At 71.3% G+C, this 19,027-nt stretch carries 17 protein-coding genes and 1 pseudogene; 10 read left to right on the plus strand and 8 right to left on the minus strand.

Going from position 1 to position 19,027, the window contains the following annotated elements:
- The 3 genes from secD to GEV28_RS27575 form a co-directional block, all read left to right on the plus strand.
- On the plus strand, positions 1-1,283 hold a 1,283-nt coding region (gene secD / locus GEV28_RS27565; protein ID WP_291415194.1), incomplete at its 5' end, for a protein translocase subunit SecD.
- Entirely contained in the window at positions 1,280-2,599 is a 1,320-nt protein-coding gene (secF, locus tag GEV28_RS27570) for a protein translocase subunit SecF (protein WP_291415195.1), read from the plus strand. The genes secD and secF, both read left to right, overlap by 4 nt.
- Positions 2,596-3,123 (plus strand): adenine phosphoribosyltransferase, encoded by a 528-nt coding sequence (locus GEV28_RS27575; RefSeq protein ID WP_291415243.1) that lies wholly within the window; start codon positions 2,596-2,598, stop codon positions 3,121-3,123. Before secF ends, GEV28_RS27575 begins: the two co-directional genes overlap by 4 nt.
- On the opposite strand, the gene GEV28_RS27580 is transcribed toward GEV28_RS27575, so the two are convergent.
- A complete protein-coding gene (locus tag GEV28_RS27580; protein WP_291415197.1) occupies positions 3,120-3,893 on the minus strand; it encodes a class III extradiol ring-cleavage dioxygenase in 774 nt (257 codons plus the stop codon). The two genes, GEV28_RS27575 and GEV28_RS27580, sit on opposite strands and share 4 nt — an antisense overlap.
- A gap of 102 nt (positions 3,894-3,995) precedes the next feature.
- Here GEV28_RS27580 and GEV28_RS27585 point away from each other — a divergent pair, with 102 nt between their 5' ends.
- Together GEV28_RS27585 and GEV28_RS27590 are read left to right on the plus strand one after the other, a co-directional pair.
- On the plus strand, positions 3,996-6,308 hold the full coding sequence (locus GEV28_RS27585; protein WP_291415200.1) for a bifunctional (p)ppGpp synthetase/guanosine-3',5'-bis(diphosphate) 3'-pyrophosphohydrolase: 2,313 nt from the start codon (positions 3,996-3,998) through the stop codon (positions 6,306-6,308).
- Between the two features lie 47 nt (positions 6,309-6,355).
- A complete protein-coding gene (locus tag GEV28_RS27590) occupies positions 6,356-6,622 on the plus strand; it encodes a hypothetical protein (RefSeq protein ID WP_291415202.1) in 267 nt (88 codons plus the stop codon).
- Positions 6,623-7,240: 618 nt separating this feature from the next.
- On the opposite strand, the gene GEV28_RS27595 is transcribed toward GEV28_RS27590, so the two are convergent.
- The 4 genes and pseudogenes from GEV28_RS27595 to GEV28_RS27610 form a co-directional block, all read right to left on the minus strand.
- On the minus strand, positions 7,241-7,474 hold the full coding sequence (locus GEV28_RS27595) for a hypothetical protein (protein WP_291415203.1): 234 nt from the start codon (positions 7,472-7,474) through the stop codon (positions 7,241-7,243).
- Between the two features lie 60 nt (positions 7,475-7,534).
- Positions 7,535-8,251 (minus strand): helix-turn-helix transcriptional regulator, encoded by a 717-nt coding sequence (locus GEV28_RS27600; RefSeq protein WP_291415205.1) that lies wholly within the window; start codon positions 8,249-8,251, stop codon positions 7,535-7,537.
- A gap of 107 nt (positions 8,252-8,358) precedes the next feature.
- Positions 8,359-8,729: pseudogene (locus tag GEV28_RS27605) on the minus strand (peptidylprolyl isomerase); the annotation flags it as partial.
- A gap of 79 nt (positions 8,730-8,808) precedes the next feature.
- Positions 8,809-9,648: a peptidylprolyl isomerase gene (locus GEV28_RS27610; RefSeq protein ID WP_291415207.1), complete on the minus strand. Its 840-nt coding sequence runs from the start codon at positions 9,646-9,648 to the stop codon at positions 8,809-8,811.
- Between the two features lie 222 nt (positions 9,649-9,870).
- Between GEV28_RS27610 and GEV28_RS27615 the strand changes: the two genes are divergently transcribed.
- Positions 9,871-12,105 (plus strand): helix-turn-helix domain-containing protein, encoded by a 2,235-nt coding sequence (locus GEV28_RS27615; protein WP_291415209.1) that lies wholly within the window; start codon positions 9,871-9,873, stop codon positions 12,103-12,105.
- A 4-nt stretch (positions 12,106-12,109) separates the two neighbouring features.
- On the opposite strand, the gene GEV28_RS27620 is transcribed toward GEV28_RS27615, so the two are convergent.
- Positions 12,110-13,063: a nucleoside hydrolase gene (locus GEV28_RS27620; RefSeq protein WP_291415211.1), complete on the minus strand. Its 954-nt coding sequence runs from the start codon at positions 13,061-13,063 to the stop codon at positions 12,110-12,112.
- Positions 13,064-13,130: 67 nt separating this feature from the next.
- On the opposite strand from GEV28_RS27620, the gene GEV28_RS27625 reads away from it, so the two are divergent.
- From GEV28_RS27625 to GEV28_RS27640, 4 genes are all read left to right on the plus strand, one after another.
- On the plus strand, positions 13,131-13,700 hold the full coding sequence (locus GEV28_RS27625) for a TIGR00730 family Rossman fold protein (RefSeq protein WP_291415244.1): 570 nt from the start codon (positions 13,131-13,133) through the stop codon (positions 13,698-13,700).
- A gap of 188 nt (positions 13,701-13,888) precedes the next feature.
- Positions 13,889-14,659, plus strand: a complete 771-nt coding sequence (locus GEV28_RS27630; protein WP_291415212.1) for a GGDEF domain-containing protein — start codon at positions 13,889-13,891, stop codon at positions 14,657-14,659.
- A 24-nt stretch (positions 14,660-14,683) separates the two neighbouring features.
- Complete coding sequence (locus tag GEV28_RS27635; RefSeq protein ID WP_291415214.1) at positions 14,684-15,382, plus strand: MBL fold metallo-hydrolase; 699 nt, start codon at positions 14,684-14,686, stop codon at positions 15,380-15,382.
- A gap of 1 nt (position 15,383) precedes the next feature.
- Positions 15,384-16,022 carry a hypothetical protein gene (locus GEV28_RS27640; RefSeq protein WP_291415216.1) on the plus strand — a complete coding sequence of 213 codons (639 nt, stop codon included), beginning with the start codon at positions 15,384-15,386 and terminating at the stop codon, positions 16,020-16,022.
- A gap of 148 nt (positions 16,023-16,170) precedes the next feature.
- Here GEV28_RS27640 and GEV28_RS27645 read toward each other — a convergent pair whose 3' ends face one another.
- Positions 16,171-17,886, minus strand: coding sequence for a YibE/F family protein (locus GEV28_RS27645; RefSeq protein WP_291415217.1), 1,716 nt, complete (start codon positions 17,884-17,886; stop codon positions 16,171-16,173).
- 12 nt (positions 17,887-17,898) lie between these two features.
- Positions 17,899-19,014: an AAA family ATPase gene (locus tag GEV28_RS27650; protein ID WP_291415219.1), complete on the minus strand. Its 1,116-nt coding sequence runs from the start codon at positions 19,012-19,014 to the stop codon at positions 17,899-17,901.
- Between the last annotated feature and the right edge of the window lie 13 nt (positions 19,015-19,027).

Here is a 19,027-nt window from a genome sequence, read left to right on the forward strand (position 1 = left end):
CGGAGCAGCCACCGGCCGCGCCGGCCGACCCGATCGCGGCGTGCACCCAGTACGCGACGGACTTCGCGACGTACTCCAAGGACGTGAAGGCGAACCGGGAAAGCAAGATCACCGTCCCGCAGCTGATCACGCTCGGCAAGGCCTGCCGCCAGGCGCCCCAGCTGGTGGCGAGCGCGGACGGCACCGTGCAGGCCGACCAGAACGTGCAGCAGGCCGCGGTCGCCGCGACCACGTGCGCCACCGGGACCCAGGTCGGCGACCCGCTCGTCGGCAACGACGACCCGAAGCTGCCGCTGGTCGCCTGCGACCAGGACGGCTCCGCCCGGTACATCCTCGGCCCGGCCTTCCTCGAAGGCACCCAGATCTCCGACGCCAACGCCTCGGTCGACCCCAACGGCGTCGGCTACGTGGTCAACCTCGAGTTCGAGAGCGAGGGCGGCCGGATCTGGGCCGACTACACCCAGAGCCACGTCGGCCAGCAGGCCGCGTTCGTGCTGGACACGCAGGTCGTGTCGGCGCCGGAGATCCGTGAGGCCATCAGCGGCGGCAGCACCACGATCAGCGGCGGCGGCCAGGGCGGGTTCTCCAACGACGAGGCTCGCAGCCTCGCCGAGGTGCTGAAGTACGGCTCGCTGCCGCTGTCGTTCGAGTCGTCGGAGGCGGAGACCGTGTCCGCCACGCTCGGGCTCGCGTCGCTGGAGGCCGGCCTGATCGCCGGTGCGATCGGCCTCGCGCTCGTGTTCCTCTACTGCCTGCTGTACTACCGGATGCTGGGCATCCTGACCGCATTGTCGCTGGTTCTCTCCGGCATCATCGTGTTCGCGGCGCTCGTGCTGCTCGGCCGGTGGATCGGGTTCACCCTGGACCTCGCCGGCGTCGCGGGCTTCATCGTCGCGATCGGCATCACGGCCGACTCGTTCGTCGTGTTCTTCGAACGTCTGAAAGACGAGATACGCGAGGGCCGGACGTTCCGGTCGGCCGTGCCGAGGGCGTGGGTCCGCGCCAGGCGCACGATCCTGTCGGCGGACACGGTCATGTTCCTCGCGGCCGGCGTGCTGTACGTGCTCGCGGTCGGCCAGGTGAAGGGCTTCGCGTTCACCCTGGGCATGTCGACCGTGCTGGACCTGGTCGTGGTGTTCCTGGTGACCCACCCGCTGGTGATCGTGGCCTCCAAGTCGAAGATGCTGTCCAGCCCGAGGTTCTCCGGACTTGGGGCGGTACAGCGGTTGGCCAGCGATCGGCGGACCGGCGCCCGGTCCGGCGCCGCGGTGAAGGAGGCGTGACGGTGGCGAGCAACGAGAGCTCCGGCACCACCCCGGCCAAGCGGGACGGCCTGTTCCACCGGATGTACGTCGGCACCGGTGCGTTCGACGTCGTCGGCAAGCGCAAGCGGTGGTACGTATTCTTCGCGGTGCTGATCCTGATCTGCCTGGTGTCGATCATCTTCCGGGGCTTCAACCTGGGCATCGACTTCAAGGGCGGCACCCGGATCTCGATGCCCGCCCAGGGCACGAGTGGCGCGATCAGCACCGAACAGGTCACCGACGTCTTCACCAGCACGCTCAACCAGGAGCCTGCGGCCGTCCAGACCGTCGGCACCGGGGACAGCACGACCATCCAGATCCGCTCGGAGACGCTGAACACCGACCAGGTCACCGACCTCAAGTCGGCTCTGTTCGACCAGCTGCAGCCGGTGAACCAGGCCGGTCAGCCGAGTGAGCGGTCCATCAGCGACAGCGCGGTGAGCGCGTCGTGGGGTGGGGAGATCTCGCGGCAGGCGCTGATCGCGCTCGCCGTGTTCCTGGTGCTGGTGACCATCTTCTTGGCGCTCTACTTCGAACGGTGGATGGCGGTGGCGGCACTCGTCGCCCTCATCCACGACGTCCTGGTGACCGCGGGCGTCTACTCGATCGTCGGCTTCGAGGTCACCCCGGCCACGGTCATCGGTCTGCTGACCATCCTCGGCTTCTCGCTGTACGACACGGTGGTGGTGTTCGACAAGGTCAAGGAGAACACCCGCGGCCTGCTCGGCCTCACCCGCCGGACCTATGGCGAGGCGGCCAACCTGGCGCTCAACCAGACGCTGATGCGGTCGATCAACACCTCGCTCATCGCGGTCCTGCCGGTCATCGGGCTGCTGGTCGTCGGCGTCGGCCTGCTCGGCGTCGGCACGCTGCAGGACCTGGCGCTGGTGCAGCTCACCGGCATCATCGCCGGCGCCCTGTCCTCGATCTGCCTTGCCACACCGATCCTGGTCGACCTGAAGATGCGCGAGCCGAAGTTCAAGGACCAGGCCCGCCGGGTCCACGCGCGGCGCGAGAACATCGCCCGCAAGGCCGCCGAGCGCGACGTGGACGCCAACGTCACCGTCACCGTCAACGCCATCGGCGACGCGGTCCAGGACCTGGACGCCCCGGCCACCGACGACGACGACTCGCTGGACGCCGAGCTGCGCCAGGAACGCGCGATGGCCGCGGCGTCGAGCGTGCCCACCCGCAACCCGAAGGCGGCCGAGACTCGTCGCCGGCCGACCGGCAAGCAGGGCGGCCGGCCGAGCGGGAACAAGGGCGGCCGGCCATCGGGCAAGAAGCGGCACTGAGGTTGGGCGACCTCGAGCGGGCGTTGGGACTGGTACGCACGGTTCCGGACTTCCCGGAGCCGGGCGTGCTGTTCCGGGACCTGAGCCCCCTGTTCGCGGACGCCTCCGCGGTGCGGGCCGTCGTCGACGCGCTGGCCGCCACCGTTCCGTCCGATGTGGACGTCATCGCGCCGGTGGAGGCCCGGGGCTTCCTGCTCGGCGGTGCGCTGGCGGTGGCGTTGGGCTGCGCGCTGGTTCCCATCCGCAAGCCGGGCAAGCTCCCGGTGGTGGCCGACCGCGTCGACTACGCACTGGAGTACGGCACCGCGACCCTGGAGCTCCCCGGCGACGTCCTCCGGGCGGGCCACCGCGTGGCGGTGGTCGACGACGTCCTCGCGACCGGCGGCACGGTGGCGGCGGCGTGCGAGCTGGTCGAGCGCGCGGGTGCCGAGGTGGCGAAGGTGTCGGTGATCCTGGAGCTCACCGCGCTGGGCGGCCGGGACCGCCTGCCGGGCCGCGACGTCGAGGCCCTGCAAGCGATCTAGTAGAACTGGACCGACCGCTTCGACAGGCCGTACCAGTAGCCGTCGATCACGGACGCGGGCGCCTCGCCGGACTCCAGCGACGCCCCGACCGAGACGAACAGTGGCGCGAAGTGCTCGGTCCGCGGGTGCGCGAGCCGGCCGGCCGGCGCCTTGCGCGGGAAGTCGATCAGCGCGTCGAAGTCCCGCGCGGCAAGGACTTCCGAGCCCCACAGGTCGAACTCCGCCGACCACGACGGCGCGGCGACGGTGGGGTCGGCCATGGTGACCCGCGACAGGTTGTGCGTGAAGAACCCGCTCCCGATGATCAGCACGCCATCGTCCCGCAGCGGTGCCAGCCTGCGCCCGACCGACATCAGCTCCACCGGGTCCAGCGACGGCATCGAGATCTGCAGCACCGGCACGTCGGCCGCGGGGAACATCTCCACGAGCGGTACGTACGCGCCGTGGTCGAGGCCACGCGTCGGCTCGTCGTGCACAGGGGTCCCCGGCCCGGTCAGCAACGACCGCACCGACGCGGCGAGCGACGGCGCACCGGGGGCCGGGTAGGTCACCGAGTAGTAGCGCTCCGGGAAGCCCCAGAAGTCGTACACCAGCGGCACGGTCGTCGTGGCGCCGAGGGTGAGCGGCGCGTTCTCCCAGTGCGCGGACACGATGAGGACGGCCGTCGGCTTCGGCAGCGACGAGGACCAGGACGCCAGCTCGCGGGTCCACACCTGGTCATCGGCCAGCGGCGGGGCGCCGTGGCTGAGATAGAGGACCGGCATGGTCATCGCGACTCCTAGAAGTTGAAGCTTCAACAACAGACTAGCATCAACCCGTTGAACGTTCCGCGATCGATTCGCGGCTATTCTCAGGGAACAGAGGAGCCGCGAGTGAGCCAGAACGTCGAGACCGGGGAGCAGCAGGACAGCGCCCCACAGCAGACCCCCCCGCGCGCGCCGTCCGCCACGCGGCGGGTCCGTGCGCGCCTCGCCCGGCGCATCACCGCCCAGCGCTCGGCGCCGGTCAAGCAGGTGCTCGAGCCGCTCGCCGCGGTCCACCGGGAGCTGCACCCCAAAGCCGAGCTGCCGCTGCTGCAGCACGCCTACGACGTCGCCGAGGAGGCCCACCGCGGCCAGCGGCGCAAGTCCGGCGACCCCTACATCACCCACCCGCTCGCCGTCGCCACGATCCTGGCAGAGCTGGGCATGGACACGATCACGCTGGTCGCCGCGCTCCTGCACGACACCATCGAGGACACCGACTACTCGCTCGAGAACCTCCACGAGGACTTCGGCGAGGAGGTCGCCCGGCTCGTCGACGGCGTCACCAAGCTCGACAAGGTGCAGCTGGGCAGCGCCGCCGAGGCCGAGACCATCCGCAAGATGGTCATCGCCATGGCCCGCGACCCGCGCGTTCTGGTGATCAAGCTCGCCGACCGGCTGCACAACATGCGCACCATGCGCTTCCTGCCGCCGGAGAAGCAGGCGAAGAAGGCGCGCGAGACCCTCGAGGTGCTCGCCCCGCTCGCGCACCGGCTGGGCATGGCGACGGTCAAGTGGGAGCTCGAGGACCTGGCGTTCGCCATCCTCCAGCCGAAGAAGTACGACGAGATCATGCGACTCGTCGCCACCCGCGCGCCGTCCCGGGACACCTACCTGCACAAGGTCACCGACGAGCTGACCGCGCACCTGGAGGCGTCGCGCATCAACGCCAAGGTCGAGGGCCGGCAGAAGCATTTCTACTCGATCAACCAGAAGATGATCGTGCGTGGCCGCGACTTCGACGACATCAACGACCTGGTCGGCGTCCGCATCCTGGTCGACGACGTCCGCGACTGCTACGCCGCGATGGGCGTCGTGCACGCGCTCTGGCAGCCGATGCCCGGCCGGTTCAAGGACTACGTGGCCCAGCCGCGGTTCGGTGTCTACCAGTCGCTGCACACCACGGTCATCGGGCCGGACGGCAAGCCGCTCGAGGTGCAGATCCGCACCCACGACATGCACAAGACCGCCGAGTACGGCATCGCCGCGCACTGGCGCTACAAGGAGACCCGCGGCACCCACGACGGCCGGGCCGTCGAGGTCGACGAGATGGCCTGGATGCGCCAGCTCCTCGACTGGCAGCGGGAGGCGGCCGACCCCGGCGAGTTCCTCGACTCGCTGCGCTACGACCTCGCCGCCCGGGAGATCTTCGTCTTCACCCCCAAGGGCGACGTGCAGACGCTGCCGGCCGGCTCCACCCCGGTCGACTTCGCGTACGCCGTGCACACCGAGGTGGGGCACCGCTGCATCGGCGCGCGGGTCAACGGCCGGCTCGTCGCGCTGGAGCGCAAGCTCGAGAACGGCGACATGGTCGAGATCTTCACGTCCAAGGCAGAGGGCGCCGGCCCCACCCGCGACTGGCTCGCGTTCGCCGCGTCGCCGCGGGCCCGCGCCAAGATCAAGCAGTGGTTCGCCAAGGAGCGCAAGGAAGAGGCGATCGAGGCCGGCAAGGAGGCGATCACCAAGGAGGTGCGCCGGGTCGGCCTGCCGATGCAGCGGCTCGTGTCGGCGGACTCCATGTCCGCGCTGGCCCGCGAGCTGCGCTATGCCGAGGTCAGCGCCCTGTACGCGGCCGTGGGGGAGGGACACACCTCCGCGCGGCACGTCGTGCAGCGGCTGGTGGCGCTCCTCGGCGGCGTCGAGCACGCCGAGGACGAGCTCGCCGAGCGGGCCACACCGTCCACGATCACCCGGCGGCGCCCCACCGGCGACGCGGGCGTCATCGTCAAGGGTGCGAGCGACATCTGGGTCAGGCTGGCCCGCTGCTGCACGCCCGTGCCCGGCGACGACATCCTGGGCTTCGTCACCCGCGGCGGCGGGGTCAGCGTGCACCGGACCGACTGCACCAACGCGGGAGAGTTGCTGGCCGCGCCGGAGCGGCTCGTGGACGTCGAGTGGGCGCCCTCGGAGTCGTCGGTGTTCCTGGTGGCCATCCAGGTCGAGGCGCTCGACCGGCACCGGCTCCTCTCCGACGTCACCAAGGTGCTCGCCGACGAGAAGGTCAACATCCTGTCCGCGTCGGTCACCACGTCCCGGGACCGGGTCGCGGTCAGCCGGTTCAGCTTCGAGATGGGCGACCCCAAGCACCTGGGCCATGTGCTGAAGGTCGTGCGCAGCGTCGAGGGCGTGTACGACGTCTACCGGGTCACCTCGGCGTCCTGACGTCCGATTCGGTCAAGACTACCGGGCCGCACCCGCTCTGGTGTCGCGTGACCGAAGCGAAGTACGACGTGCTCGCCCGCGCGACCGACCACCTCCTCCGCTCCGCCCGGCTCCTCGAGCGCAGGCGGTTCGCGTACCTGTACGGCGACGGCCAGTCCGACGACGTGGTGGCCGCGCTCGCGCCGTACCTCAACCCCGACGGGGGCTTCGGCAACGCGCTCGAGCCGGACTGCCGCGCGCCGGGCAGCCAGCCGGTGACCACGATGGGCGCGCTGTCGATCCTCGACGAGGTCGGTGCGGTCGGGACGAGCTGACCCGTGGAATGTGGAACTATTTCGCGTCAGTGTGCGCACCGGACGGCGGCCTGCCGTTCGTACATTCGTCCGCGCGCGGATATCCAATGGCACCGTGGTGGCAGATTCCCGACGAATACGCCGGCTCACTCATCCCGACCGCCAATGTCGCCGGTCTGCTGTTCAAGAACGACATCGACCACCCCTGGCTCGGGCCCGCCGCGGAGTTCTGCTGGCGCCGGATCGACGCGACCACCGACACCCATCCCTACGAGGTGCTTGCCTGCCTGGAGTTCCTCGACCACTGTCCCGACCGGGACCGCGCGCGGCAGGCCGCCGGTCGGCTGGGGCGGACGGTCCGATCAGGACAACTGGTTCGCATCACCGGCAACGAGCCCGCGTCGGAGGGTTACTCGGCTGGTGAGCTCAAGATGCCGTACGACTTCGCGCCGAGGCCGGAGTCCCTCGCCCGGCAATGGTTCTCCGATGCGGAGCTTGAGTCCGGTCTGGACGGTCTGCTCGCCGAGCAGGGTGCGGACGGCGGCTGGCCGGTGCGGTGGAAGTACGAGCGGCTTTCCTCCGCCTTGCCAGGAACCACGTGGATCCACAGCGGACGCAAAGGAACAGGATCACGCGACACTAGCGGCCGATGTTCTTGGCGACGTCCTCCTGCGCGAGCGCGACCTCCTCCAAGGTCGCCGCGAGCACGTCGGTCTGGTTCTCGAGCTCGTCGCACAGGTCGACGAACGCCTGCCGCTGCGCAGGATGAGTGGTGGGCACCGCGGTCAGGTCGGTGCTCATCAGCCAGTCGAACAGCACGACCGCGTCTGCTCGCCACAGCTCGAGGCGCACGCGGGGCTGCTCGGAACTCATGGGGATATCTTTGCCCTCGACCCCCACCCGGCGCCATCATTTTGGTCAAAAGTGACATTCTCAGATACCTAACAATTCCGTAGGGCTCACCCCCGCGAGCGCCTTCACCTCCTGGGAGAGGTGGGCCTGGTCGGCGTATCCGGCCCGGTAGGCCACGTCGACGAGCGCGGTGCCACCGCGGGCGAGCAGCATCGCCTGGTCGAACCGCAGCACCCGCTGCAGCACCTTCGCGCCGTAGCCGAACGCGGCGAGGCAGCGCCGGTGCAGCTGCCGCTCGGTGAGGCCGACCGCCTCCGCCATGGCACCCACCCGGGCCCCGTCGCGGGCCAGATGGAGCAACGCCGGCACGGCGGGATCGGCCTCGGCGCGCACCCCGGCGCGCACCGCGTCGGTGAGCACCGCCTGGGCGGCGGTGATCGAGCCGGTGGCGGCGAGCGCGTCGGCGAGGCGGCGGGCCCGGTCGGGTCGCCACAGGTCGGCGAGCGCGACCCGCCCGTCGCGCAAGGCGTCCGCGGGCACGCCGAGGCCGGCCGGTGAGCGGCCGGTGTGGAAGCGGGCGCCCACGAGCTCGCCGGGTGCCGTCGAGGCCACGTGCGCGCGGGTGTCGGGCCCCGCCACCAGCAGCTCGCCGCTGTCCCGGTGCCAGATGACGTCCACGCAGCCGTCCGGCACGATCCGGTGGGGGCCGGTGTCGGCCGGGGCGATCCGGCGCGACCAGACGCAGGTGAGCAGCCCGCGCGCGGGCGGCGCCACGGGGTGCTCGAGATAGCGGTCCACGCTCGAGAGTGTGGCAGTGGCCACCGACAGGAACTCAACCCACCGTGGCGCCGGTGATGCCGACCCGCTGGTTCGGCGGCGGTCCGTCCTCGGGTGACCGGCCGCCCGGGGCGACGCCCGGCGGCGGCGACCGCGTCCAGCACGGCCAGGCCGGCCGGGTCGACCGTGCCGAACACGGCGTAGGTCGGCGGCAGCGTGGAGTCGGCGTACCGAGGAAGAACCGGCTGCCGCCGGTGTCGGGCCCCGCGTTCGCCATCGCCACCGTGCCGCGCGGGTACCCGACGATCCCGCCGCCCCTGTTCGGCGCGGGTGGCAGCGTGGTCGGCAGCTCGTCCGGGATCGGGTAGCCGGGCCCGCCGGTGCCGTCGCCGGTCGGGTCGCCGCACTGCAGCACCTCGAGCCCGACCGCCGTGGTGAGCCGGTGGCAGTCGGTGCCGTCGTAGAAGCCCTCGCTCGCGCGGTGCACGAAGCTGCGCACGGCGTGGCGTCCGCGTCATGCAGCCGGTGAGCAGGACCGCCGCCACCATCAGGCCGGCGGCGGCCCCCGGCGCCGCACGTCAGTCCGCGACCGTGGCGGACTCGACCTGCACCGGCGACTTCGGCGCCCCGTCCTCGGGGCTGTTGCCCGGCGTGATCCCGGCCTTGGCGATCTTGTCGATGATCTTGAGCCCGGACTCGGACACCTCGCCGAACACCGTGTAGTTCGGCGGCAGCGTCGAGTCGTCGTAGACCATGAAGTACTGGCTGCCACCCGTGTTCGGGCCGCCGTTGGCCATCGCGAGCATGCCGCGCTCGTAGAGCTTGAGCGGCTGGCCGGACGGGTCGGCCGGCGCGTCGGTGAGGTCCTGCGGCAGCTCGTCCGGGATCGAGTAGCCGGGGCCGCCGGTGCCGTCGCCCTTCGGGTCGCCGCACTGCAGCACCTTGAGGCCGGCCGACGCGGTGATCCGGTGGCACGTGGTGCCGTCGTAGAACTTCTCCTTGACCAGGTGCTCGATGCTCTGCACGGTGCACGGCGCCTTCGCGCGGTCCAGCGTGACCGGGATCTCGCCCTGGTTGGTCTTGAGCGTGACCTTCACCGTGCCGGTCTTCGGCGTCTCGGCCGGGTCCTCCGGCATGCCGACGTCCTTCGGCGGGGTGTCGGCGGCGCTCTCGGCGTAGGCGCACGGGCCGTCAGTCGTCTCGCCGGCCGACTCGGTGTCGGTCGGGTTGGTCGACGCTTCGGAGTCCTCCGGGCCCAGGTTGGCCAGCCAGTACACCAGCCCGACCACCGCGACCACCACGATCACGGTCAGGCCGACCCCCCAGACGCGGCGGCGCTTGGTGCGCTCCGCCCTGCGCGCGAGCTGTCGCTCTAGCTTGCGCTTGGCTGCCTGCCGACGCTGCTCGTTGCTCGGCACCGGGCACCCTCCTGACCTCAGACGTCCTTGCCGGCCGGCAGTCTATGGGTACCGGGGGTAAGAACCGTGTGGAGGTCCACAAAATCTCAGGCGATTGACAGAATCCCAACCACATGCGGTGTGACTCCTGCCCTTCGGTAGTGGAAAACTGGATACTGGGCGTGGCAGTGCGGTGACACGTACCGATGACCGACCGAACGTTGTACTGACAAGGTGGACGCCATGCAAGACAGGCGAGACGACGGGGCATCGCCGTTCGCCGAGGAGCTGGAACGGCTGCTGCGCAAGCGGGGGCTGTCCTGGCGGCGCCTTTCCGACCTCATCGGCTACACGCCGAGCTGGCTCTCCAAGATCAAGCACGGCGCGCCACCGTCGGCCGAGCTCGCCCGCAAGTGCGACCAGGTCCTGGAGGCGGACGGCCAGCTCATCGCGCTCGCCGCGCCCTCGAGCAGCCCCATGCGGCTGGCCCAGCTCCCGGCCGCCGCGGCCACGTTCGTCGGCCGCGGAACCGAGCTGCTCGCGCTGGCGAACGCCCTCGAGGGCGTGGGTGAGCCCGGCACGCCACAGACGGTGGCCATCGACGGTCCGCCCGGCGCCGGCAAGACCGCGCTCGCGTTGCGGGTCGCGCACCGGGTGGTCGAGAGCTACTCCGACGGCCAGCTCTACGTCGACCTGCGCGGCTACTCCCCGGACGGCCACCCGCGCGTGGTGGACGAGGTGCTGGAGGAGTTCCTCACCGCGCTGGGCGTGCAGCTGGATGTCATCCCGGCCGGCCTCGAGGCCCGCGCCAAGCTCTACCGCTCGGTGCTCGCCGACCGGCGGGTGCTGGTCGTGCTGGACAACGCCGCCGACTCCCAGCAGCTGCAGCCGCTGATGCCGGCGTCGGCCGGCTGCGGCGTCGTCGTCACCAGCCGCAAGCGCCTCGGCGGGCTCGCCATCAACGGCGACCGGCGGATCACCCTCGGGCCGATGGCCGAGGAGGAGTCGATCACGCTGCTGCACAAGGTGATCGGCACCGAGCGGGCCGCGGCCGAGCCCGACGCGGTGCGCGCGCTCGCCGGCCGCTGCGACCACCTGCCGCTCGCGCTGCGCATCGCCGCCGAGCGCGTGGCCACCCACCCGCACCACTCGGTGAGCCTGCTCGTCGAGGAGCTCGCCATCGAGGAGGAGCGGCTCGAGGCACTGGCCACCGACGACTCGGTGGCGGTCAAGACGGTCTTCTCCTGGTCCTACCGCGACCTGTCCGCCGACGCGGCACGGATGTTCCGGCTCATCGGTCTGCACACCGGCCCGCACGTGCGGGCCGGCGCCGCGGCCGCGCTGGCCGGCCAGTCCGTGGTCCGCGCCCGGCGGCTGCTCGACCGGCTCGCCGGCGTGCACCTGCTGGAGGGGCTGGGCCCCGACCGGTACCGGATGCACGACCTGCTGCGGGTCTACGCGGCCGAGCAGGCGGTCGCCGAGGAGCCCGAGGAGCAGCGCGAGCTGGCGCTGCGCCGGGTCGTCGACTGGTACCTGCACAACACCTACGCCGCCAACCACATGCTCGCCCCGCAGCGGCACGACCCGGTGCTGGACAAGTCCGAGTTCGACGTCGACGTCACCGACTTCGACTACGACTCCGCGCTGGAGTGGTGCGAGATCGAGATGTCCAACATCGCCACCGCCACCCGCACCGCGGTCGAGGTCGGCGAGAACGTCGCCGGGTGGAAGCTGCCCGCCGGCTCGTTCAACTACCTGCACCTGCGCAAGCGCTGGACGTCCTGGGTGGCCTCGCACGAGGTCGGCGTCATCGGCGCGCGCCGGGCGGGCGACCGCTACGGCGAGGCGTGGGTGCTCAACAACCTCGCCGTCGCCTACCGCGAGCTGCGCCGCATCGACGAGGCCAAGGAGTGCTTCCTGCAGGCCCGCGCGCTGCGCATCGAGCTGGGCGACAAGGTCGGGCAGGCGTGGAGCCTCACCGGCATCGGCTACATCGGCTTCGACCAGAGCCGGTTCGACGCGGCCGCGCTGCACTTCGGTGAGGCGCTGGACATCTTTCGCGAGGTCGGCGACCGGCACGGCGAGGGCATCGCGCTCGCCAACGTCGGCGACGCCTACCGGTGCCTCAAGGACTACGACAAGGCGGTCGACGCGCTGGAGCGGGCGCTGACGCTGTTCCGCGACATCGAGGACCGCTACGGCGAGTGCTACACGCTCGTCAAGCTCGGCGACACCTACGCGGAGCTCGCTCGGCAGACCGACGCGCTCGACTGCTTCGAGCGCGCGTTGCAGACCCGGCACGACCTCGGCGACCGGTGGGGCGAGGGCGAGGTCCTGCACAGACAGGGGCTGCTGCTGCACGACAGCGGGCAACCCGAGCTGGCCGGTAAGTCATTACGGGCCGCATTCGAGATATTCGACGAGTTGGGCGATCCCCGCGCCATCGATCTGCGCGAGTTGTTGAGCAGGACCGGCTGAGTGGTCAGCTTTTCAGAGAGTTGAACATCTGGTCCAGGAACGTGGGTACGTCCACCTTTTCCGCGACCTTGATCGGCACGCGTCCGGCGCCGGCGTTCGTGGAGATGTAGGCGTCGCTGGAAATGGACCGCAGATCCGACACGACCTGGCCGCGGGTATGCGTTCCGGTCAGCTCGACGCCCAGTGGCATCGTCCGGTATCCGGCAAGTTTCGAGTCCAGCATGATCGCGGCCGCGAGCGGGTCGTGCAACGTGCAGGAATGCTCGCCGAACATGGTGGAATAGAACTGTCCATAGTGGTCCAGAAGTTTGTTCGCGAAATCCGCTCGGGGCCCGCTCAGCTCGCTGAGCGCATTCAGCCAGTCGGCCCCGACCCGGGCCTGCTCGGTGGCGTCCAGGCCGACCAGGACCAATTCCGGAAAGCCCGCGCCGAGCACCAGGTCGGCGGCCTCCGGATCGTGGTAGAAATTCGCGTCGGCGTACGGCGTGATGTTTCCTGGCACGGTCACCGCGCCGCCCATCACGACGACCGACCGGAGCAGGTCGGGTAAGTCGGGCTCGAGCAGCACGGCGAGCGCGACGTTGGTCAGCGGCCCGAGCGCGAGCAGGGTCAGCTCGCCAGGGTTCGCGCGGGCGAGCCGCACGATCTGCTCGGCGGCCGAGCCGGGGGCGAGGCTGCCGCGCGGCGGCGGCCCGGCGTGTCCGCCGAGCCCGTCGTCGCCGTGAACGAACTCCGCGGTCTGCAACGGCTGGGCCAGCGGCTTGGCCGCGCCGACGGTCACCGGCGGGTCGAGCCCGACCAGATCGAGCACGCGCAATGCGTTGAGTGCCCCGAGTGGGGCCGGGACGTTGCCGTGGACGCTACCCACGGCGACGATCTCGGCGTCCTCCTGGGCCGCTAAATACATGATCGCGAGGGCGTCGTCAACCCCCGGATCGGTGTCGAGAATGATGCGCACGCTGTGGCACTCAACCAGACAACCCGGTCTCGATGCCAGACCGGGGGTACGTGATGTGATCATGTCTATGCGGGTATGTGTTTTCTGCGGATCATCGCCAGGTACCGACCCCGGCTACCGGGCCGCCGCCACCACCGTGGGGCGCACGCTGGCCGACCGCGGCGTCGGACTGGTCTACGGCGGCGCGCGTGTCGGCACCATGGGCGTGGTCGCCGACGCGGCCCTCGCGGCGGGTGGCGAGGTGACCGGCGTGATCCCCAAGGCGCTCGTCGACCGAGAGGTCGCCCATACCGGGCTCAGCGACCTACGCGTGGTGGCTGACCTGCACGAACGCAAGGCGCTGATGGCCTCGCTGGCCGACGCGTTCCTCGTCCTGCCGGGCGGCGTGGGCACCCTCGAGGAGTTCTTCGAGGTGTTCACCTGGGCCCAGCTCGGCCTGCACCGCAAGCCGATCGCGCTGCTCGACGTGGCCGGCTACTACCAGCCCATGCTGCGGTTTCTCGACCACATGGCGGGACAGGGCTTCCTCAGCGGCGAATATCGGGGGATGCTCATCGTCGACACGGACGTCGCCGCCGTGCTCGACCGCTACGCGGACTACCGGGCACCTCGCGACAAGTGGACGTCCGATGACTGAGCGTGATCACGATCGCTGTTGGTGACTCACCCATTCGGTGTTTCCTAAAACGGTCAACACCTCAACACTGTTCAGCCCCGCTGTGACTCCCGATAGTTACGTGTATACGGCCGGTGAGGACCGTCGATTGACGGTGAGCCGGCATCAGGAGTCACCTATACCCACAGGTGAGCGGCAGGGGAGAGTCGATGAACACCGCGAGGGCGGGGACGGGAAAGTCGGCGACGGGGGCCGTCGACACCAAGTCCGGACACGAGCAACCCGAGATCGTGGCGCCACGGTCCGGCGACCGGCCGTTGCAGCCGGTGCCCGACAGCCACCGGCGCTGCGACTCGTGCGGCCAGGTGCTCACGGACCGGCCGACCGGGCTGATCGAGCGCTGGCACTGGGACGAGGTCGCCGCGGACGAGGTCGCTCGGTCTCGTGGCCTGGGGTACTCCATCGCTTTGATCATGATCGATCTCGACCGGTTCAAGGACGTCAACGACAGCTACGGCCACCTCGCCGGTGACGCCGTCCTGCGAAGCGTCGCGGACGTCATCCGGGAAACCACCCGTGAGGGCGATCTGGCCTGCCGCTACGGCGGCTCGGCCGGCGACGAGTTCATGGTGCTGCTGCCCGAGGCCGGCGTCGAGGAGGCCCTCGGCGTCGCCGAGCGCATCCGCGCCGGCATCAGCGAGATGTCGGTGACGGCCAAGGTCACCCGCGACCTGTCGGCCACCATCGAGGCCCAGACCGCGTCCATCGGCGTGGCCACCTACTGCCTGGGCGACCTCGCCGAGCTCGACCTCGAGGACCTGATGCTCGACGCCGACGTGTCGCTGCGGGCGGCCAAGCGGCACGGTCGCGACCGGATCTGCGTGGCCAACGTGGACGTCACGGGCGACCACACCAACCGCAACCCGGCCGACCGGCGGCTGGCCACCTGGTCGCGGTTCCGCAGGCTGCGTTCGGTGTGATCGGCGGCGTGTAAGTTTCGCTTCGTGCTCGTTGTCGGTTTCCCCACCGGGGCTTTTCAGGCCAACTGCTATCTCGTCGCGCCCGGTGAGGGCGAACCGTGCGTGATCGTCGATCCCGGTCAGGACGCGGTCGAGCCGATCACCGACGCGCTGCGCAAACACCGGTTGTCCCCGGTGGCGGCGCTGCTCACGCACGGCCACTTCGACCATGTGTACTCGGTGGCGCCGATCTGCGACGGCAACGACATCCCGGCGTGGATCCACCCCGACGACCGCGAGATGCTCACCGACCCGCTCAAGGGCATCAGCACGGAGGGCGCGCAGTTCTTCGGTGGCCGGCTGGAGATGCGTGAGCCGTCGGAGGTCCGCGAGCTCGACGACGGCGTTCTGTTGGAGCTGGCCGGGTTGACGCTCACCGTCGACCACACGCCCGGCCACACCCGCGGCTCGGTGGTGTTCCGCAGCGAGCTCGACGAGGGCGGCCGGGTGCTGTTCGCGGGCGACACGCTGTTCGCCGGGTCGATCGGGCGCACCGACCTTCCCGGCGGCGACATGGCCACGATGGCCACGACGCTGCGCACGAAGCTCATGACATTGGCCGACGACACGGTGGTGCTGCCCGGCCACGGGCCCAGCACCACGATCGGGCGGGAGCGCGCGTCGAACCCGTTCCTGCTCGGGCTGGACGACCCGAGCGGGACCGGCCCGATGCGGGGACTGTGACGTGACCGAGCCCGGCAGCCCGGAGCGCATCCCCCTCAACCTCACCGAGCAGTCCAGCGCACGCCGCCGCGGCTGCGTCGCGCTGGGCGTGGCGGTGGTGTTCGGCGCGGCCGTCGGCGGGCTGGTCGGCCTGCTCGCCGGGCAGACCGCCGCGCTGGTCACCGCGGCGGTCGTGATCGTGCTGCTGACGCTGCTGTCGTGGGTGTCCGGCCGGCGCACGCTGTGGATCGAAGGCGACCTGATCGTGGCGAAGGCACTCGGCCGCAAGACCGTCGACCTGCGCCACGCGGAGCGGATCGAGCTGCTGGTCACCGACATCCGCGGCACCCGGACCATCGGCCTGCTGGTGGCCCGCGCCGGCAAGACGATCAACCTGTCCCTGGCCGTGTACTCCGGCACGGGTGGTCGCGAGCTGGGCATCCTGGTGCTGCGCAAGCTCGCCGACATCCTCGCCGGCAGCGACAACACCAGCGGCCTGGTCTTCTCCGAGCTGCTGGTCGCGCAACTGCGCGCCGAGGCGAAGGGTGAGGCCGCGGCGGACCGGCCGCTCTACCGGCTCGCCTCGCTCGCGCCGTCCGGCCGGCTGGCGCAACGCCTCAAGCCGGAGGCGATCACCCGCTTCGTCGCGACCCTCGACTGACCCCAGGACCCGCGAGTCCAACGCCCAGGACCCGCGAGTCCAACGCCCAGGACCCGCGAGTCCAACGCCCAGGACCCGCGAGTCCAACGCCCAGGACCCGCGAGTCCTGGGCGCTCGCCCCGGTTGGCCCGGCCGGTTGACCGCCCGGCTAATCGAACCAACTCTCGCCGGTTCGTTCGGCCCGTCGCTCGGGTGGTGGTCCGGCCCGGTTGTCGCCGGCCTGCTCGAACCAGCCATCCGCGGTCCGCTCGGCCCGTCGTTCGTGCGGCGGCTCGGCCCGGTGGTCGCTGGTCCGCTCGGCCCGGCCGTCTCGTGGCTGCGCGGCCCGCCTGCCGTTCGGTCGGTCGCCCGCCCGGCCGGTTCTCCGCTCGCCACCCGCCCGTTGGCCGTCCCGCTCGCGTCTCCGTTGCTCGCCCGCCGGCCGGGTCTTTCGCTCGCCCCCACGACGTCCGCTCGTCCGCTCGCCGTCGCGCGCGGCCGCCCGGGTCGGCCGGCGGGTCGAGGGCGGCGGCGCGATCCCGGTCGCGGGTTCGGTGGCGGCCACCGCCGCGGCCAGGAACGTCGTGATCGGCACCGCGGCGACCAGGCCGATGCTGCCGACGAGCGTCCGCACGAGCTCCTGGGCGATCGACTGCGAGGTGAGGATGTTGCCCAACCCCACCCCGGAGATCGACGAGTACAGCAGCAGCGGCAGCGCGGCACCCGCGTACGCCATCACCAGCGTGTTCACCGCCGAGGCCACGTGGTCGCGGCCGATCCGCAGCGCCGCGGTGTACAGCTCGAGCCGGGTCAGCGCCGGGTTCGCGGCCCGCAGCTCCCACACCGCGCTGGTCTGCGTGATCGTCACGTCGTCGAGCACGCCGAGCGCGCCGATCACGACGCCGGCGAGCAGGAGCCCGCGGGTGTCGATGGGGTTGTTGAGCAGGCCGACCAGCGTCGCGGTGTCCTCGTCGAGGCCGGTGAGGCTCGCGAACGCGGCCCACAGCGCGCCGAGCACACCGATCATGGCGAGGCTGACCATCGTGCCGAGCACCGCGGTGGACGTGCGCGCGGTCAGGCCGTGGGTCAGGTACAGCACCGCGAACATGATCAGCCCGGCGCCGAAGATCGCGACCAGCAGCGGGTTCTCGCCCGCGATGATCGCCGGCAGCACGAACAGCACGAGCACGCCGAAGCTCACCCCGAGCGCGAGCAGTGCCTTGAGCCCCTGCCAGCGGCCGAGGACGAGGACGACGACCGCGAACAGCCCCGCCAGCAGCGCCAGCGGCACATCCCGCTGGAAGTCGACGAGCTGGTAGGACTGCCCGTCGGTCGGGTCGCCGCCGCCGTAGGACAGCACGACCTTGTCGTCCACCGCGAACCGCGGCGAACCCGGCTCGAGCGGCGCGATCGCGCGGATCTCCCGGCCCGGCGCGTCGCCGTCGTCCATCCGGACGGTGACGACGAGGCACTGGTCGCCCTCGGGCTGGGCGCCGACCTGGACGTCGCCGTTGCACGAGCCGGCCTGGGCGCCGGTCACCACGCCGCGCACGGGTTGGCCGGCCGAAGCCTTGGTGTCCGGGCCGTCGCCGAAGGGGAACAGCCAGACGGTGCCGGCGACCGCGGCGAGCGCGAACGGGATGAGCAGGGCGGCGATGAGCGTGCGTACCCGGTTCGACGCGGGCGGCGGGGGCGCGTGGTTGTGCCCGTGCCCTACTGGCCGTGCCCGCCTGCCGGCCGGCTCGTCGGCCGGGTCGAAATCCGCGCCGACGTCGTGGTCGTGCCGGTCGTCCTGGTGGTTCGGCTTGTCCGGTTCCTCCCCGTCGCGGGCCCGCCGGTGGTGGCCGGTCACCCGGGGAATCGGTTCGGTGTCGCCGTCGTACACCCGGGCAGTGTCTCAGGTGAGCGGATGCGCATACGTGAAGTGGGTGTCGAGGAGGCCGTCGACGGCCTCGACCGCGCGGGTCAGGCGCCGCTCCGGGTCGCCGGTGAGCCGCCGCCACGGCACCCCGCGCTCGTCGAGCAGCTCGGCGAACCGCCCGGTCAGCCACTCTCGCCGGTGCGCGCCGTCGCGCCGGCCGTCCTGCTCGAACGGCACGTTCCGGTGGTCGGTCAGCAGGTAGAGCGCGGGTCGCCGGCCACCGACCGCGTCGTGCACGTCCTGGGGACACGCACCGAGGTAGCGCTCGCACCAGGCGGTCGCCGCCCAGGGGTCGTTGTCGCACACGAGGACCGGCCCGCCGGTGCGGGCGGCCGCGTCCGCGGCCTGCCGGTGGGCGACGTCGACGAAGTCACCGACCGTCCACACGAGACCGTCGAGGTCGGGTGGCGTCCCGCCCGCCTGTGCGGTGGCCGCGGCGAGCTTGAGCTCGGTGTGCGTGCGGCCGTACTCCGCGACCCAGCGGGTGTCGGCGAACGCGCCGCCCCGAGCCAGCAGATGCGCGGCGAGCGCGGCGCTGAGCGTGGTGGTGCCGGTGGACTCGGCGCCGACCACGACGACCCGCGCGGCGAGTCCCGCCCGGGTCGCCGGGGCGAGCCACGCCCACCGGCCGACCGGGTCGGCCCGCACCGCCGTGCCGGACACGGGGTGCGTGGTCCGGTCGGGGTCGACCGCGACGTGTTCGGCGCCCAGCCTGCTCGCGAGCTCGGCGCCGTAGGACTCGCCGGAGAACACCGCGTCGATGCCCGCGCCGGCCGGGTCGCCGTCGGCGATCGCGGGTCGCGCGAGCACCGCGCGCACGATACCGATGTGCAGCTCCCAGGTCCGGTCGTCGTGGAAGTCGATCGGGTGATCGTCGACGTCACCCACGACGGCGACCCCGCGATCCGCCGCGTGCTCCTCGGCGAGCCAGCGCACCCGGTCGGCGAGCGGGATCGACTCGACGGACGCGCCCAGCACCGCGACGGTGGTCCGCGTGCTCCGGGCCGCGGCCGCGCGAACGAGATGGTGGTGCCCGGCGTGCGGCGGGTAGAACTTCCCGAGCACGAGCGCGTGGTCGAACATCTCGTTCATCGAAACCGACTAT

Origin of the sequence: Actinophytocola sp., from assembly GCF_009379765.1 — a bacterium.
Lineage (GTDB): Bacteria > Actinomycetota > Actinomycetes > Mycobacteriales > Pseudonocardiaceae > Actinophytocola.

Bases quoted from the DNA above. Each gene is read 5' to 3' on its own strand.
- GEV28_RS27580 (WP_291415197.1), bottom strand. From the start codon at position 3,893: ATGACCATGCCGGTCCTCTATCTCAGCCACGGCGCCCCGCCGCTGGCC.
- GEV28_RS27595 (WP_291415203.1), bottom strand. From the start codon at position 7,474: ATGAGTTCCGAGCAGCCCCGCGTGCGCCTCGAGCTGTGGCGAGCAGAC.
- GEV28_RS27615 (WP_291415209.1), top strand. From the start codon at position 9,871: ATGCAAGACAGGCGAGACGACGGGGCATCGCCGTTCGCCGAGGAGCTG.
- GEV28_RS27625 (WP_291415244.1), top strand. From the start codon at position 13,131: ATGCGGGTATGTGTTTTCTGCGGATCATCGCCAGGTACCGACCCCGGC.
- GEV28_RS27630 (WP_291415212.1), top strand. From the start codon at position 13,889: ATGAACACCGCGAGGGCGGGGACGGGAAAGTCGGCGACGGGGGCCGTC.
- GEV28_RS27650 (WP_291415219.1), bottom strand. From the start codon at position 19,014: ATGAACGAGATGTTCGACCACGCGCTCGTGCTCGGGAAGTTCTACCCG.